Genomic DNA, 16,582 nt, shown 5'->3' on the forward strand with positions numbered 1-16,582 from the left:
TCGGCAGTGGATGGGTGACACACAAAATCCGGCCGGAGGTCCGAGAACCCCGGCCGGATTCCATGGTAGGCGCTTCCGCGATCGGACGAGTAGACCGACCGCTCGGATCGTCAGGCGGAACGGGAGTACATCACGCCAGACGGATCAATCCGTAGTCGAACGCGTGCCGCCGGTAGACGACGCTCGCCTTGTCCGACTCCTTGTCGTGAAACAGGAAGAAATCGTGCCCTACCAGCTCCATCTCGTACAACGCGTCGTCGACGGTCATCGGCGTAGCCGTGTGTTCCTTGGTCCGCACGACGTGACCCGGTGTGTGCTCCTCGGACACTTGACCGTCCAGGGAGATGTCGGGACTGATGCCGAGACTCTCGTCCTCGGCGAGTGCGGCGGTGGCCTCGGCCACCGACACCGGGGTCTTTTCCCCGTAGTGGACTTTCTTCCGGTCCTTGGTGCGGCGGAGCCTGCTCTCGAGCTTGGCGGTCACCGACTCGAATGCTGCATAGAAACTGTCGGCGCATGCCTCGGCTCGGGCTACCGGCCCCTTGCCTCGGGCAGTGATCTCGACGCGCTGGCAGTTCTTCCTCTGGCGCCGATTGGGTTCGTGTTGAAGTTCGACATCGAACAGGAATATGGAGGGATCGAAGCGCTCGAGGCGCGACAGCTTCTCGGAGACGTACACGCGGAAGTGGTCGGGTACCTCGACGTTGCGTCCCTTGACGACGATCTCGGCGGTGGGGGTATCCGTCTTCTCTTGTGCTTCCGTGGTGCGGTCGTCGACGAAAACCGAGGCTTGCGAAGGGGTCGTCACTCGTACCTCCCGATTACGGCCCCGCCCCTTGATGGGCGGCGGCGAGTTTGAGCAATGCCGGAAGGGGGTCCGCCCGGCACCAGGTTCGAAGTTCCACCTCCTACCTGTGTTTTCGGGTGTGTCCGCGACGCTAGTACGTAACGCGCGCGAGTGCCACTGTTCGGCAGAATTTCATCCGACACCCGCCACGACGACCACCGCGCTGATCCGGATACCCACTCTCGACAACACCCGGACCGACTCGGTCGCGGTCGCGCCGGTGGTCGACACGTCGTCCAGCAGCACAACCGAAACCCGTTGCAAAGATGACGATTCCGACTCGAGATGCCGTGCGAATACTGCTCCGCTGCGCGTCAACCGGACGCCACCCTCGAGGTTTACTCGACGTTGATCGGCGTTCAGTCCGACCGAGTCACGCACGGCGCGCCGCATCACGAGCGCGGGACACACGCGCCTGTCCCCCACGGCGGCGACGGCGATCCGGGTGACGGGGTCGCCGCCGCGTGCGCGGGCCGCCCGCGGTCGCGTCGGAGCGGGCACGAGGACCACCGGAGCGACGTCCGGCGGATCGAGTTCACCCCACTGCTGCAGACGGCTCAGAGCGCCCGCGACGGCGGCGCCGATCGGCGCGGCGAGATCACGCCGTCCACGCTCCTTCGCGGCGATGACGACCCTGCGGCGGGCACCCGAGTAGGGCCCGAGCGCCCACACGCCGACCCCGGGATCCACGCGCGGCCGGAGCAGCACGGGGTCGTCGGCCAACTCCGCGGCGCAGCTGGCACACCACTGGGTGCCCGGCACGCCGCACCCACCGCACTCGGTGGGCAGGATCAGGTCGAGCAGGGTGCGGAGACCGGGCAGCGTGCGCATGCGGGCAGTATCCGCGTTCGCACCGACAAGCCGGCCCGCACCGACAGGTTCAGCCCGGCAGGACCGGGATCGCCTTCACACCCGTCAGCCCGGGAACCTCCCGCCAGTACCGGTCGCCGGCCGGATCGTTGTTGTTCAGCTGGAACACCGCCCGGGAGTCGGCGACGAACTCCGTGGTCGTCGACGCGTCCACCGCCACCACCGGGGCGGTCAGGTTGCGGCTCGGCAACGCGTCCATCCGCGATCCGTCGACGGCCACCTGCACCACCGGGATGTCCGATGCGGCGCGCGCGACGACGATCGTGTCACTCGTACTCCAGTCCAGGGACAGCGCCGGGCTGCCCAGTCCGATCGCGACCGCACGGGGGTTCGTCAACGCGTACTGACCACCCGGCATCTGGGTGACGATGGCGAGATAGACCTTGCCGTCGACGATCAGTGCCGCCCGCACGCCGTCGCGGGACAGTCGCAACTCGGTGATGGTGTTGCCCAGCGCCGTGACGGCTCCGGCGTCGACGTTGACCACCGACGTCCGGCCGGTGCCGGGCTCACGCAACACCCGAATGACCGTGTTGCCGTTGACCGCTGCCCAGATCGCCGAATTGTCGGGGGCCCACGTGGGGCGGGTGATCGCGCCGCCTTCGAGCACCGATGCGGCACCGTCCTCGTACGCCCCGACCATCAGCGAACTCGCGGGTTCCGGCGCGGGACGCCCCGTGTCCGCGACCGCGGCGACCAGCTTCCCGTCCTGCGACAGCGCGAGCGACCGCATGTTGCGGGCCGAGCCGAAGTACCCGGGCACCGGGGTCACCCCGGTCTCGGTGACACTCACCATCGACCCCTCGCGCAGCGCGTGCAGGCCCACGGTGGCGCTGGACGTCGCGAACGGATTCATGGACGCGACGTCGGCGGTGGTCCACCCGTTCGGGAACCGTTCGTCGAACGGCTCGCCGTCGGCGAGCAGCACGTAGGGGCCCGAGATCTCCGCGTTGGCCAGCGTCCAGATCACCTGCGCCGCGAACAGCTGCTTCTGCTGCGCGTCCATCGGCGGCACGCCGGCGAAGTCGATCCGTATCCCGCCGAGCCCCACCCCGACCTGCGCGGTGCGGCCGTCGGCCTTCGTGATCGGGCCGCGCACCGAGACACCGTCACCGAGTTCGTTGCGGACGGCCGGGGCGAGCGCGGCCTTGGGCCCGTCGATCAGCAGGCCGATCAGCTGCGACGCCATCTGGTCCTGGGCGCCCGACACCCAGCGCGGGTCCGGCACGACCGTCGTCCCGGCCGGGTCGAGGAAGTACAGCGACTTGCGCTGGTAGGTGTTGAGGAACTGCGCCCGATCGAGGATCACGCCTGCGGGGAGTTCGGAGATCCGCCATTCACCGCCCTGCAGCTCGAGACTGATCTTCGTCTCGAAACTGCCCTCCTCCGCCACGTACAGCCCACCGGGCTCGAGCTGACCCACCTTGTTGGCGCGGATCGTGTACGTCGCCTGGTCGGCCGAGCGGGTCTCCGGGAGAACGTCGACCTTGTCGACGATCGTGGCGCTGGCCGCGTCGTCCCACCTGCCGGACACACCAGGGGTGAGGAACTGGCGGGCGGCGAGGTGCCGGTCGGTCGGATCGGTGCTGGCCTTGAAGAAGTCGCGCAGCAGCAGGTCCGGTTCGCGTCCCGGCGCCGGCGCCGCGACACTCGAGCCCGGCGAGTCACGGTTGATCGTGCCGATCGCCTGCGGGGTGGACGAATCCGGGAGGCTCGCGCACCCGCTGACGGTCACGAACACCGCGAGGGCGATCGCACCGCACACCGACCGCGACAGCAGGGCGGAACGCCGTCCGGGCGTCATCGGTCCGACTCCGGCACGTGCGCACCGTCCCGGTCACCGACGTGCGCACGCTCCCGTTTCTCGGGAACCGTGTGGGACTCCTCGACCGCCGCCTCCGGGCTCTCGTTGCGCACCGGCAACGTGTCGTCGCCCGGAACCGGCTGCCCTTGAACGTATTTCGCGGTTCCCGGCTTCAGTGGCAGCGGGCTCGACACGACCTTGCGCCCCCGCACCCGGGGCAGCGTCAACCGGAAGCAGGCGCCCTGCCCGGGTTCACCCCACGCCTCGAGCCTGCCGTCGTGGAGATTCGCGTCCTCCACGCTGATCGCGAGTCCGAGGCCGGTACCGCCCGACCGTCGCACCCGCGACGGATCGGACCGCCAGAACCTGTTGAACACCAGCTTCTCCTCGCCCGGCCGCAGACCCACGCCCTGGTCGCGCACGATGAACGCCACAGCGCTGTCGTCGGCGCGCACGCGCAGCAGCACCGGTTTGCCCTCCCCGTGGTCGATCGCGTTCGCCAGCAGATTCCGCAGGATGCGCTCCACCCGGCGCGGGTCCACCTCGGCCATCACCGCCTGATCGGGCAGGTCCACGATCAGTTCGGTTCCGCTCTCGCGCGCGAGGTGGCGGACGGTCGAGATCGCCGCGCGCGCACACATCCGGACGTCGAGTTGTTCGGCGGCCAGTTCCGCGACGCCGGCGTCGTGCCTGCTGATCTCGAGGAGGTCGGCCAGCAGCCCCTCGAACCGGTCGAGTTCCGCGACCAGCAACTCCGAGGACCGCCGCAGCACGGGGTCGAGGTCGTCGCTGCCGTCGTGGATGAGATCGGCCGCCATCCGCACCGTCGTCAGCGGTGTCCGCAGCTCGTGGCTCACGTCGGAGGTGAATCGCTTCTGGAGGTTTCCGAACTCCTCGAGCTGGGTGATCTGCTTGGACAGACTCTCCGCCATCTCGTTGAACGACATCGCCAGCCGGGCCATGTCGTCCTCGCCGCGCACGGGCATGCGCTCCTTCAGCCGGCCGTCCGCGAAGCGCACCGCGATCCGTGACGCCGACCGGATGGGCAGAACCACCTGCCGGGCGACGAGGAGCGCGATGGCCGCGAGCAGCACGGCGAGCACGGCGCCACCCACCAGCAGTGTGCCGCGGACCAGCGACAGGCTGCGGTCCTCACTGGCCAGCGGGAACACCAGGTACAGCTCGAGTGTGGAGATCGCCGACGCGGTCGGGCTCCCGACGATCAGCGCCGGCCCCGAATAGCCTTCCGGATCGTTCACGGTGGCGAACTGGTACGCCACCTGACCGGCCTGGACGAACGCCCGCAGCGACTCCGGGATCTGGTCCGCCGGACCACTCGACGTCGGCGCGCGGGGGCCGTCCCCGGGCACGATCAGCACCGGATCGAACGTGCCCGCCGAACCCGACGCCTGCCCGGCGTCGGGTTCACGATTCGTCAGGGCGGCCCTGGCGCCGTCGAGCTGCGTGGTGGGCGAACTGCTGTCGTCCGCGCCTGCCAACTGCCCCTCGACCGTGCTCCGGGCACGGTCCATCTCCTCGGTGGCCGCGTTGATCTTCGTCTCGAGCAGACGGTCGGTGATCTGACTCGTCAGCACGACGCCGAGCACGACGATGACGATGAGCGACAACGTCAGCGTCGAGACGACGACCCTCAGCTGCAGCGAACGACGCCACGTGTGCGCGAGGGTATTGCTCAGTGAGTGACCCCACCGAAGGATCGGCGAAACGCGTCGGTTGACACGACGCCGCCATCGGGAAACACCTGTCACGGCGGTCCGGCCTTGTAGCCGACCCCCCTGACCGTCAAAACCACTTCGGGATTCTCGGGATCAGTCTCGACCTTGGCACGCAGACGCTGCACGTGCACGTTGACCAGTCGGGTGTCGGCCGCATGTCGGTAACCCCACACCTGCTCGAGCAGCACCTCACGGGTGAACACCTGTCGCGGCTTGCGCGCCAGAGCCACCAGCAGGTCGAACTCGAGGGGGGTGAGGGAGATCAGTTCTTCGCCCCGGCTCACCTTGTGGGCGGGGACGTCGATGACGATGTCGGCGATGCTGAGCAGCTCGGCCGGCTCGTCCTCGGTCCGGCGAAGCCGAGCCCGGACCCGAGCCACCAGTTCCTTGGGCTTGAATGGCTTCATGATGTAGTCGTCCGCGCCGGATTCCAATCCGAGGACCACGTCGACGGTGTCCGTCTTCGCGGTCAGCATCACGATGGGAACACCGGAATCGGCCCGCAGGACACGGCACACGTCGATGCCGTTCATGCCGGGCAGCATCAGGTCGAGCAGCACCAGGTCGGGGCGTGTCTCCCGGACCGCGGTGAGCGCCTGCGTCCCGTCCCCCACCACATACGGATCGAATCCTTCGCCGCGGAGCACGATCGTGAGCATCTCCGCGAGCGCAGTGTCGTCGTCGACAACCAGAATCCTTGGCTTCATGTCCCTATCGTTGCATCTTCGGAGGCCGTAACAGCCCGTTCGCCGTTACGGCGTGCCGTGTTCTTTCTCGTCACGGCGTGCCGTGTCGTCACTCAAGAGTGCCAGGTTTTCGGCGAGCGTGACCGGGTCGGTGTCCGGGGTGAGCACCCACCACGGCGAAACCCAGTCCTTCACGGCCAGCTCGCGGTACACCTCACCGGTGCGTTCCTGCAGCCCACGGTCGCGTTCGTAGGCATCCAGGGACCGGCTGGCGTCCGCCGATTCGCGGCCCCGGGCGCGTTGCGCGGCGAGCGCCACGGGAACGTCCAGATACAGCTGCAGGTCGGGTCGGGGCAGCCCCAGCCGCCCGAATTCGAGGTTCTCCACCCAGCCCACGAACTCCCCGTCCGCCGCCTGGTGCAACCGGGCCGCACCGTACGCGGCGTTGGACGCCACGTAGCGGTCGAGGATCACCAGGTCGTGGCCCGCGAGCAGTGCGGACAGCTCGGCGACGGCACCGGACCGGTCGAGGGCGAACATGACGGCCATCGCGTGCACGGAGTCGGCGAGGTCCCCGTGCGCGCCCTTGAGCGCTTCGGACGCGAGATCGGCGTGCACGGACCGGCCGTACCGCGGAAAGTCGAGAGTGCCGACCGTCAGACCCCGGTCGGCGAGGCGGGCCACGACGGCTCCGACGAGTGTTCGCTTGCCCGCGCCGTCCAGGCCTTCCAGCGCAATCAGTGTTCCCACGGGGAGAAAGGCTATCCCCCGGCCCGCACGCGACGGACCGGGGGGACGCCGCGGCCTCTAGTAGCGGTAGTGCTCGGGCTTGAACGGGCCCTCGACGTCGACGCCGATGTACTCCGCCTGCTCCTTGGTGAGCTTGGTGAGAGTGCCACCGAGTGCCTCGACGTGGATCTTCGCGACCTTCTCGTCGAGGTGCTTCGGGAGGCGGTACACCTCGTTGTCGTACTCCTCCGGCTTCGTCCACAGCTCGATCTGGGCGATCACCTGGTTGGAGAAGCTGTTGCTCATCACGAACGAGGGGTGGCCGGTCGCGTTGCCGAGGTTCAGCAGGCGGCCCTCGGACAGCACGATGATCGAGTGGCCGTCCTTGAACCGGAACTCGTCCACCTGCGGCTTGATGTTGATGCGGGTGATCTCACCGGAACGCTCGAGGCCGGCCATGTCGATCTCGTTGTCGAAGTGACCGATGTTGCCCAGGATGGCCTGGTGCTTCATCTGCTTCATGTGATCGAACGTGATGATGTCCTTGTTGCCCGTGGACGTGATGATGATGTCGGCCCAGCCGATGGCCTGCTCGACCGTCTTCACCTCGAAGCCGTCCATCAGTGCCTGGAGGGCGTTGATGGGGTCGACCTCGGTGACCGCGACGCGGGCACCCTGTCCGCGCAGCGCCTCGGCGCACCCCTTGCCGACGTCGCCGTAACCGCAGACGAGTGCGGCCTTGCCGCCGATCAGGACGTCGGTGCCGCGGTTGATGCCGTCGAGCAGCGAGTGGCGGGTGCCGTACTTGTTGTCGAACTTGCTCTTGGTGACCGAGTCGTTGACGTTGATGGCCGGGAAGACGAGTTCACCGGCGGCAGCGACCTGGTACAGACGGAGGACACCGGTCGTGGTCTCCTCGGTGACGCCCTGGACCGACTCCGCGACCTTCGTCCACTTGGTCTTGTCCGCTTCGAGGGACTGACGCAGCAGCGCGAGGAACACCTTGTACTCGTCGGAGTCCTGGTCGTCGTCGGTGGGCGGCACGACGCCCGCCTTCTCGAACTGCGCGCCCTTGAGGACGAGCATCGTGGCGTCGCCGCCGTCGTCGAGGATCATGTTCGCGGGCTTGTCGGCGTCCGGCCAGGTGAGCATCTGCTCGGCGGCCCACCAGTACTCCTCGAGCGTCTCACCCTTCCACGCGAAGACCGGGGTGCCCTGCGGCTCCTCCGGCGTGCCGTGCGGGCCGACGACGATCGCGGCGGCGGCGTGATCCTGCGTCGAGAAGATGTTGCACGAGGCCCAGCGGACCTCGGCGCCCAGCGCGGTGAGCGTCTCGATGAGCACGGCCGTCTGGATGGTCATGTGCAGCGAACCGGAGATGCGAGCACCCTCGAGCGGCAGCACCTCTGCGTACTCGCGACGGAGCGCCATCAGTCCCGGCATCTCGTGCTCGGCGAGCCGGATCTCCTTGCGGCCGAACTCGGCGAGCGAAAGGTCCGCCACCTTGAAATCGATCCCGTTACGGCTCTCGGCCACGGGCGTGGTTGAAACTGAGGTCGTCATCTGCCTCTCCTGGTTGACTGCTGTTTCGGTCAAGGCTATCGGTACTGCGGCCCGGCGGTCACACTCACGTGACGCTGCGCGCCCGGGCGATCACTGCCGATCGGCTCCACCGACGGCCTCGTCCACGAAAGGCCCCAGAAGAGCGCCCAGATCCTCGGCGACGTTGGCCTCGGATTCGGGTGGCATCGAGATGTAACTCATGGCGAGACGCACGATGGCGCGGCTGAGGATCCCCGCGTCCGACGGGCTCGCCCGCACCCAGCCCCGCTGGAACACGTCGGCGAGCCGCGTCGACGCCCGCTCGATGATCGGGGCGCTCTCGGTCGTGATCAGCCGCAGCAGGTCGGGTTTGGTCTCACCGCGCAGAAGTGACTGCACCAGAGGGTCGGACAGGCTGGCCGCGAAGAACGCGGTGAATCCGGCGAGCAGCGCGGCGCGGCCCTGACCGACGTTCGCGACCAGCGCCTCGTCGACGGCGTCGACCAGTTCGTCGGCGAGTCGGAGGGCGTACGCCTCCGCGAGGCCCTGCCGGGACTTGAACTCGTTGTAGAGCGTCTGCCTGCTCACCCCGGCGCCGGCCGCGACATCCGACATCGTGATGTCCGACCAGTCCTTCTCGAACAGAAGGTCCCGCATCGCGTCCAGCACCGACTGGCGCAGCAGCAGCCGCGCAGCCTCCTGATAGGGCACCCGGACACGCGACGAAGTCATGGCGAAGACCTTAGTGCCCCGCTTTCGCCGCACCGTAATCCGGGCGGCACCGGCCGTCCGGGACGTCGCCCCAACGAATTCCGCCGCCGGGCCACGCCCGGACACCGAATCCCACTGCGCCCCAGCCGGAAATCCCGGAGCGCGTCAGACCTCGCCGCGGCTGCGCCGCTCCATCATCGAATGACGGCGACTGTACGCGAAGTAGATGACCACACCGAGCACCATCCACACGATGAACCGGATCCACGTCTCGACGGACAGGTTGACCATCAGCCACAGGCAGGCGAGAACCGCGAGGACGGGCACCACCGGCACGAACGGGACCCGGAATCCGCGGGGCAGATCCGGGCGGGTGCGGCGCAGCACGATCACGCCGATCGACACGAGGACGAACGCGAACAGCGTTCCGATGTTCACCATCTCCTCGAGGGTTCCGATCGGGAAGATCCCCGCCAGCACGGCCACCACGACACCGACGAGCACGGTGATCCGAACGGGGGTGCCGTGCTTGCCGGTCGGCGCCAGCCGCCTCGGCATCAGTCCGTCCCGGGACATGGCGAACAGCACGCGGGTCTGCCCGAGCATCAGCACCATCACCACGGTGGTCAGGCCGGCGAGCGCACCGAACGAGATCAGGTTCTTCGCCCACGTGACCCCGTGGATGCCGAACGCGGTGGCCAGATTGGAACTGTCCCCGGCCAATTCGTGGTAGTCGACCATGCCGGTGAGCACCAGCGTCACCGCGACGTACAGGATCGTCACGATCAGCAGCGATCCCAGAATGCCACGGGGCAGCGCCTTCTGCGGATCCTTCGTCTCCTCGGCGGTCGTGGCGACGATGTCGAACCCGATGAACGCGAAGAACACCAGACTGGCCGCCGCGAGCAACCCGTACCAGCCGAACGTGCTGCCGCCCGCGCCCGTCACGTAGGAGAACAGGGACTGGTGGATGCCTTCGCCCGTGCTGCCCGCCTCGGACGGCGGAATGTACGGCGAGTAGTTGTCGGGGTCGATGTAGAACGCCCCGACGACCACGACGACCAGCACCACGGCCACCTTGATCGACGTGATCACGAGTGAGACGCGCGAGGACAGCTTGGTGCCCGTCGCCAGCACGACGGTGATGATCGCGACGATGAGGACCGCGCCCCAGTCGAACGTGACGGAGCCGATCTGCGCGATCGGCGTGTGGTTGCCGATCACCTCACCGAGATACAGCGACCAGCCCTTCGCCACGACCGACGCGGCGAGCGCGAATTCGAGGATGAGGTCCCAGCCGATGATCCACGCGACCAGTTCACCGAACGTCGCGTAGGAAAACGTGTACGCGCTGCCCGCGACCGGAACGGTCGAGGCGAACTCGGCGTAGCAGAGCGCGGCGAGGCCGCAGGCGATGGCGGCGATGACGAACGCCGCCGACACCGAGGGTCCCGCGACGTTGCCCGCGGTACGGGCGGTGAGGGTGAAGATGCCGGCACCGATGACGACGGCGACACCGAAGACAGTCAGGTCCCACGCCGTCAGATCCTTGCGGAGTTTGGTCTCCGGTTCGTCGGTGTCGCGGATCGACTGCTCGATCGACTTGGTGCGGAACAAGCCGGTCGGCCTGCCGCCGATATCGGGTTCTCCGCTGCCTTTGTCCTGGACGGCCACATCAGCCTCCTCAATCGAAATTTGCCGTTCAGCCTATGCCTTCGGTCGCCCGGAACAGGTCGGGTTCGATGTAGACGCGGCGAGCCGCCGGGACGGCGCCCCCACGGCGGGGCCGCGCGGAGCCCTTCTCGGATCGCAGGCGGCTCCTACGCGATCGGGCGACCGACCCTCGCACTGAACAACTGGGCGCACTCGGTGCCCGCCGTCACCACCACTTCGGGGTCCTCGGCCGCGATCCAGACGGCGTTTCCCTGGGAGAGTTCGAGACCACCGGTTCCGCATCGCAACTCCACCGAACCCGAGGTGCACAGCAGAATGTGCGGCCCCTCCGAGTCGAGCCGGTGCTCCGCCGGGCCGGCCGGTGACAGGTCGATCCGCGCGAGGAGGAATTCCGGAGCCGGCGTCGAGTACACGAATTCGCCCCCGCCGGGACGCTCCTGCGCCTCCAGGATCGGAATGTCGACGGTGTCGAAGTCGAGGACGCGCAGCAACTCCGGCACGTCCACGTGCTTCGGCGTCAATCCGCCCCGCAGCACGTTGTCGGAGTTGGCCATGATCTCGACCGCCATCCCGTGCAGGTAAGCGTGGAGGTTGCCCGCGTCGAGGTACAGGCCCTGCCCCGGTTCGAGGGTGACCCGGTTCAGCAGGAGCGCGGCGAGCACCCCCGCATCCCCCGGATACACCTCGCTCAGCTCGAGGGCGGTGCGGACCTCCGCCGCGAATTCACCGTCCTTGGTGTTCGACAGGTAGTCGACACATCCGTCGAGCACCCTCGGCATCAGCGCACCGAGCACGGGCTGCGGCAACGTGATCCACGTGGTGAACAGCGCACGGAGACCGTCCGAGTCGGGTTGGCCTGCGATCAGGCCCACGTAGGGCTGTAGTTCCGGTACGGCGATCGCCTCGAGCAGTTTGACCGTGCGCTGAGGGTCCCGGAAACCGGCGAGCGCGTGGAACCTGCTGAGGGCCACGACGAGTTCGGGTTTGTGGCTGGCGTCCTTGTAGTTGCGCACGGACGACTCGAGGGGGATTCCCACCTCGTTCTCCCGGGCGAAGCCCTCCCACGCCTGCTCGGCGCTCGGGTGCGCCTGCAACGACAGCGGCTCCTCCGACGCGAGCAGCTTCAGGAGGAACGGGAGGCGTTCGCCGAACGTCTCGACGCTCCGCTTCCCGAGCTGCCGTTCGGGCTCCGAGTGCACCAGCTCCAGAAGAGACCGGGGCCCCTCGTCGGTGATGACGCGGGCGGGATCACCGGGATGCGCGCCCAGCCACAGTTCCGCCTCCGGGTGTGCCGTGGGAACCGGAAGTCCGCGCAGCTGTGCGATGGCGGTGCGCGATCCCCACGCGTAGGACCGGAGCGCACCTTCGAGTCGGTGCACTAGATACCGCCGATCAACTGTAGATACGCGGCAGTCATGTCGAGCCTGCCGACCAGGACCGCCGCCTGTTCCAATTCGGGGCGCTGCGAGGGAACCGGCCCCTCGTCGGACGATGCGACGACGAGGTCGACGTCGCCCAGGACCGCGATCCTGCGTTCGACGAGCATCCGGTCGGCGTCGGCAGACAGCACGAACGTGCGCACCGGGCTCGCCGGCGGCGGACCGTCCAGTTCGGGATCGTGGAAGATCGAGTCGTGCGCCGAGAGCGCCTGGTCGACGCGGAACGTACCCGCCGCGCTCAGCACGTCCGGAAGCTCCGACGCCGTCGCCACACGGCCGGCGTGCAACAGCGCCTCGGCGCCGTGCCGGGCCAGTTCCACCGTGCTCTCCGTATCGCCCGTCAACACGATGCGGCGTCCCTGCATGCGGGCGGCCAGAGACTTCGCGGGATTGTGGAACACCTCGCTGTTCGGCCGGTCGCGCAGCGCCTCACCGTCGACCGCGTCGGCGAGTTGCTCGAGGTCGGGGACCTCGTCGCCCCAGCGTTCCGAACCGACCACCCGCAGGACGGCCAGCAGAACCGCGAAGTACCGCAGCAGACCGTGCCTGGTCAGCGCCCGGACCCGCGGCGCGAACATGACGACGCGTCCGGCCGCTGCCGCTTGCAACGGTCCCTCGTCCGGTGCCGCGACCACCACTTCGGCGCCGCGGCGCACCGCCGCGTCGACGGCCTGCACGAGCCGGGGGTCGCCCGCGTCGTCGCCGGCCACCACGACCACGTCGAGCGGGCCCACCCACACTGGCGTCCGGGTGGCGCGCACCAGCGGGAATGCGATCCGTTCGGCGAGGACCGCCGTCAGGATCCCGGCTCCGCGGCCGGCCCTCCCCGCGCCGGTGACCACCACCACGCTGCGCGGACGCAGCCCGTGCAGCCGTTCGAGAGCCCCCTCCTCCACCGCGGACCGGGTGGCCCGGATCTGGGCACCCCCCATTGCGGCGGAACGCAGTACGCCCTCGGTGTCCGCGGAAACCAGTGCGTCCCCGTCGTCCAGATCGAGCAGGGGCGTCGGCGCTGTCATGACACCGCACCCCCTTTCTTCGTCAGTGCAAGCCACATTCGCAGCACGAGCAGAACCTTGTTATTCCAACTATGGCAGTCAGGCTCGGACGATGCCCACTATCTCGGTAACGAGTGCATCTACGTCTGCCGTCGTGGGCGCTTCGACGTTGAGCCGCAGCAACGGTTCGGTGTTCGAGGCACGCAGGTTGAACCACGCGTCGCCGTTCAACTCGACCGTGACACCGTCGAGTCGGTCGACGCCCGCGGTGCGATCGGCGAACGCCGCCAGCACCGCGTCGGTCCGCTCGGCGGCGTCCGCGACCGTCGAATTGATCTCGCCCGACGCCGCGTACCGCTCGTACTTGGCCATCAGCTCGGACAGCGGACGGTCCTGCTCCCCCAGCGCCGCGAGGACGTGCAGCCCGGCCAGCATGCCGGAGTCGGCGCCCCAGAAGTCGCGGAAGTAGTAGTGCGCGGAGTGCTCGCCGCCGAAGATCGCACCCGTCTCGGCCATCTGCTGCTTGATGAACGAATGCCCGACCCGGGTGCGCACCGGGTGTCCACCCAGCTCGGTGACCAGTTCCGGCACGGCGCGGGAAGTGATGAGGTTGTGGATGACGGTGGCACCGGGCTCCTTGGCCAGCTCCCGCTCGGCCACCAGGGCCGTCACCGCGGACGGCGACACCGGGTTGCCGAGCTCGTCGACGACGAAGCAGCGGTCGGCGTCACCGTCGAAGGCCAGACCGATGTCGGCACCGGTCTCCCGTACGTACCGCTGCAGATCCACCAGATTCGCCGGGTCGAGCGGATTCGCCTCGTGGTTCGGGAACGTGCCGTCGAGCTCGAAGTACAGCGGCTGCAGCTTCACCGGCATCGGCTCGAACACCGCGGGGACGGTGTGCCCGCCCATGCCGTTGCCCGCGTCGACGGCCACCGTCAGCGGCCGGAGGTCGGACAGGTTCACCAGCCCGCGAACGAAGCTCGCATACTGCTCGAGCACGTCCTCCTCGGACACCTCGCCCGCGTCGCCGTCGTACGCGGGAACCCCGTCGACGACCTCCGCGGCGATCGCGGCGAGGCCCGTCTCCTGTCCCACCGGCTTGGCGCCCGCGCGGCACAGCTTGATGCCGTTGTACTTCGCCGGATTGTGGCTCGCGGTGAACATCGCACCCGGGCAGTCGAGCAGACCGGAAGCGAAGTACAGCTGATCGGTGGACGCGAGTCCGATGAGTGCGACGTCCAGGCCCTGCGCGGTGACGCCGTCGGCGAATGCGCGGGCGAGCTCCGGCGACGACGCCCGCATGTCGTACCCGATCACGACCTTCGTGGCGCTCTCCTCGCGGACGAGTCGTGCGAATGCGCCACCCACGTCCTGAACGAACGCGGCATCGATGTGTTCACCGACGACACCCCGCACGTCGTAAGCCTTGATCACGGCATGTACGGACTCGGCTGATCGCGCCACTTCTGTTTTCTCCTTTACGAGCACCAGTGCTGGCGCAAGCCTAATGCCTGCCCGTCGCGGGCACGGCACGCCGCGGACCGCAGGCCCGGGACGAGCTGGGACGTCAGTTGGCAGGGTCGGGAAGAACCCGCAGGTGGCCACGCCGGCCGGTACGAGCCGGGCCGGGCGAGGTGCCGGTTTCGGCGCGCTCCTCGGTGGACACGGCCCGCTCGGACCGTCCACGATCGCCGAGGCCCGCCTCCCGCACGGCCTCCGCCAGCGCGGTCAGATCGTCCTCGTCCGGGGTGCTCGACGAGAATCCGCCTTCGTACCGAACCAGTTCCCAGCCCTTGGGTGCGGTGATCCTCGACGCGTGCGTTTCGCACAGATCCCACGAATGCGGCTCGTCGACAGTTGCGAGCGGGCCGACGACGGCGGTGGAGTCCGAGTAGACGTACGTGAGCGTCGCGACAGCGGGGTTCTTGCACCCGGGGCGGCAGCATCGACGCAGAGATCTCACAGCTAGGAAGCCTAGCCCCACGATGGCCCCACACCTACTCGGACACACCGACAGTGTGCGGCTGTCGTAATGTCCACTCCATGTCCAGAGCACGACGCAGGCGTCCTGTCACCACCCGATCCGTCGACCGACGGGGACGTGGGATCCGCGGGTCCGTGTTCCCCCCGGACGCGCCGGCGCGACGCAGCCGCGCGGAAAAGTTCGATCTGGTGGTTCTGGAGGCGTTCGCGCCGATCGACGCGCGCTGGCGGGAACGCCTGACGAAGTTGGACATCGCCGTCGACGAAGTCCCGAAGATTCATGCGCTCGACCCGGATTCGGTCAACTGGCCCGCCGAGGTCGTGGCGGACGGGCCCGTGCCGCTGTCCCGGTTGATCCCCGCCGGCATCGACCGGCACGGATCCACGACGCGGGCGCGAGTCGTCCTGTTCCGGCGACCGCTGGAACAGCGTGCCAAGGATCCGGACGATCTCACCGACCTGGTGCACGACGTGCTCGTACAGCAGGTGAGTACCTACCTCGGAGTCGAACCCGAGGTCATCGACCCGGATCTGCCGGGCGATGAGGACTGACTAGACGATTCCCCGCTTCAGGCGCCGTCGCTCACGCTCCGACAGGCCACCCCAGATACCGAACCGCTCGTCATTGGCCAGTGCGTAGTCGAGGCATTCGTCCCGCACCTCGCAGCCGAGGCAGATGCGCTTCGCTTCTCTGGTGGATCCTCCCTTTTCGGGGAAGAAGGCCTCGGGGTCGGTCTGCGCGCACAGCGCACGTTCCTGCCACTGATCCTCGATGGTGTCGAACAATTCGTCGAAACCGGTCACCAGACTCAACGCCGGGCGGGGGCCCGCCGTCTCGACTTCCTGCGCGACGAGTTCCGGCACAGGAATTTCTTTCACACCGCTGTCTTGCACACTGATTTGTTGCACACCGTCTTCTTGCACACAGACTTCTTGAACACAGACGCCGTCCGCTGCGCCTGCTTCGGAATTGGTCTGCGGTTCGTCGCTTACTGTGCTCCAGCGAGTCTCCGACTCGAGCTGCTCATTGGGCATCGTTCCGCCTCCTCACCTGTGATAGCGCAGAAAATTTCGATCGATCATGTACCCCGAACCGAACACCCCTGCCACCCCGTTCGAACAATCGTTCGAATTGATCCCCGCTGCAAGTAATTCCACGTCCGCAACGTTGGAATGACATATTTGTGATTAGACACGCCCAGCGTGTCGCGGTCAAGCTAACCGCAAAAAGTCGATTACTATTTCGCGCTCTCGAATCGCCTTGCGGAAGCAGCCCACCGGACGGAGACAACCACCGCCTAGGCTTGCACCGTGAACGTGACTGTATTGGTTGGCGGGGTCGGTGGGGCCCGGTTCCTGCAAGGGGTGCGGCGACTTCTGGGTGCCGATGCGCCGGGTGGTGGGGGTTCGGCGCATCGGATCACGGCGGTGGTCAATGTCGGTGACGATGTGTGGATGCACGGGTTGCGGATCTGCCCGGACCTGGACACCTGCATGTACACCCTCGGCGACGGTATCGACACCGCCCGGGGGTGGGGGCATGCCGGCGAAACCTGGAAC

The 16,582-nt window shown here is 67.9% G+C and carries 16 protein-coding genes; 2 read left to right on the top strand and 14 right to left on the bottom strand.

All coding sequences use genetic code 11. The annotated features are described in order from the left end of the window. Positions 1 to 130: 130 nt before the first annotated feature. From hpf to ACFU5V_RS37995, 13 genes are all read right to left on the bottom strand, one after another. The gene (gene hpf, locus ACFU5V_RS37935) at positions 131 to 808 is read right to left on the bottom strand and encodes a ribosome hibernation-promoting factor, HPF/YfiA family (RefSeq protein WP_378430053.1); all 678 of its coding nucleotides are present in this window, start codon (positions 806 to 808) and stop codon (positions 131 to 133) included. 171 nt (positions 809 to 979) lie between these two features. Further along, positions 980 to 1,678, bottom strand: a complete 699-nt coding sequence (locus ACFU5V_RS37940; protein ID WP_378705966.1) for a ComF family protein — start codon at positions 1,676 to 1,678, stop codon at positions 980 to 982. Between the two features lie 49 nt (positions 1,679 to 1,727). Then, complete coding sequence (gene lpqB / locus ACFU5V_RS37945; protein WP_378430055.1) at positions 1,728 to 3,521, bottom strand: MtrAB system accessory lipoprotein LpqB; 1,794 nt, start codon at positions 3,519 to 3,521, stop codon at positions 1,728 to 1,730. Then, complete coding sequence (gene mtrB / locus ACFU5V_RS37950) at positions 3,518 to 5,290, bottom strand: MtrAB system histidine kinase MtrB (protein WP_378430056.1); 1,773 nt, start codon at positions 5,288 to 5,290, stop codon at positions 3,518 to 3,520. Before mtrB ends, lpqB begins: the two co-directional genes overlap by 4 nt. After that, positions 5,287 to 5,964: an MtrAB system response regulator MtrA gene (mtrA, locus tag ACFU5V_RS37955; protein ID WP_005240059.1), complete on the bottom strand. Its 678-nt coding sequence runs from the start codon at positions 5,962 to 5,964 to the stop codon at positions 5,287 to 5,289. The genes mtrB and mtrA overlap by 4 nt, the downstream gene beginning before the upstream one ends. Positions 5,965 to 6,009: 45 nt before the next feature. After that, positions 6,010 to 6,693: a dTMP kinase gene (locus tag ACFU5V_RS37960; protein ID WP_378705968.1), complete on the bottom strand. Its 684-nt coding sequence runs from the start codon at positions 6,691 to 6,693 to the stop codon at positions 6,010 to 6,012. A gap of 57 nt (positions 6,694 to 6,750) precedes the next feature. Beyond that, entirely contained in the window at positions 6,751 to 8,235 is a 1,485-nt protein-coding gene (ahcY, locus tag ACFU5V_RS37965; RefSeq protein WP_378705970.1) for an adenosylhomocysteinase, read from the bottom strand. A gap of 90 nt (positions 8,236 to 8,325) precedes the next feature. Beyond that, complete coding sequence (locus ACFU5V_RS37970) at positions 8,326 to 8,946, bottom strand: TetR family transcriptional regulator (protein WP_378705972.1); 621 nt, start codon at positions 8,944 to 8,946, stop codon at positions 8,326 to 8,328. 144 nt (positions 8,947 to 9,090) lie between these two features. Continuing rightward, a complete protein-coding gene (locus tag ACFU5V_RS37975) occupies positions 9,091 to 10,599 on the bottom strand; it encodes an amino acid permease (RefSeq protein ID WP_378705974.1) in 1,509 nt (502 codons plus the stop codon). A 146-nt stretch (positions 10,600 to 10,745) separates the two neighbouring features. Then, positions 10,746 to 11,978, bottom strand: a complete 1,233-nt coding sequence (gene manA / locus ACFU5V_RS37980) for a mannose-6-phosphate isomerase, class I (RefSeq protein WP_378430061.1) — start codon at positions 11,976 to 11,978, stop codon at positions 10,746 to 10,748. Next, the gene (locus tag ACFU5V_RS37985; protein ID WP_378430062.1) at positions 11,978 to 13,057 is read right to left on the bottom strand and encodes a tobH protein; all 1,080 of its coding nucleotides are present in this window, start codon (positions 13,055 to 13,057) and stop codon (positions 11,978 to 11,980) included. The genes manA and ACFU5V_RS37985 overlap by 1 nt, the downstream gene beginning before the upstream one ends. A gap of 78 nt (positions 13,058 to 13,135) precedes the next feature. Beyond that, the gene (locus ACFU5V_RS37990; RefSeq protein ID WP_378430063.1) at positions 13,136 to 14,503 is read right to left on the bottom strand and encodes a phosphomannomutase/phosphoglucomutase; all 1,368 of its coding nucleotides are present in this window, start codon (positions 14,501 to 14,503) and stop codon (positions 13,136 to 13,138) included. 103 nt (positions 14,504 to 14,606) lie between these two features. After that, on the bottom strand, positions 14,607 to 15,002 hold the full coding sequence (locus tag ACFU5V_RS37995; protein ID WP_087556708.1) for a DUF3499 domain-containing protein: 396 nt from the start codon (positions 15,000 to 15,002) through the stop codon (positions 14,607 to 14,609). 80 nt (positions 15,003 to 15,082) lie between these two features. Between ACFU5V_RS37995 and ACFU5V_RS38000 the strand changes: the two genes are divergently transcribed. Then, a complete protein-coding gene (locus ACFU5V_RS38000) occupies positions 15,083 to 15,574 on the top strand; it encodes a metallopeptidase family protein (RefSeq protein ID WP_029539455.1) in 492 nt (163 codons plus the stop codon). Here the strand turns inward: ACFU5V_RS38000 and ACFU5V_RS38005 are convergent, their stop codons facing one another. Continuing rightward, positions 15,575 to 15,835: a WhiB family transcriptional regulator gene (locus tag ACFU5V_RS38005; RefSeq protein WP_167372239.1), complete on the bottom strand. Its 261-nt coding sequence runs from the start codon at positions 15,833 to 15,835 to the stop codon at positions 15,575 to 15,577. Between the two features lie 498 nt (positions 15,836 to 16,333). Here ACFU5V_RS38005 and ACFU5V_RS38010 point away from each other — a divergent pair. Beyond that, the coding region (locus ACFU5V_RS38010; RefSeq protein WP_378705976.1) for a 2-phospho-L-lactate transferase CofD family protein at positions 16,334 to 16,582 on the top strand (249 nt) is incomplete at its 3' end.

The organism is Rhodococcus sp. NPDC057529, from assembly GCF_042802055.1.
Taxonomy (GTDB): domain Bacteria; phylum Actinomycetota; class Actinomycetes; order Mycobacteriales; family Mycobacteriaceae; genus Rhodococcus_F.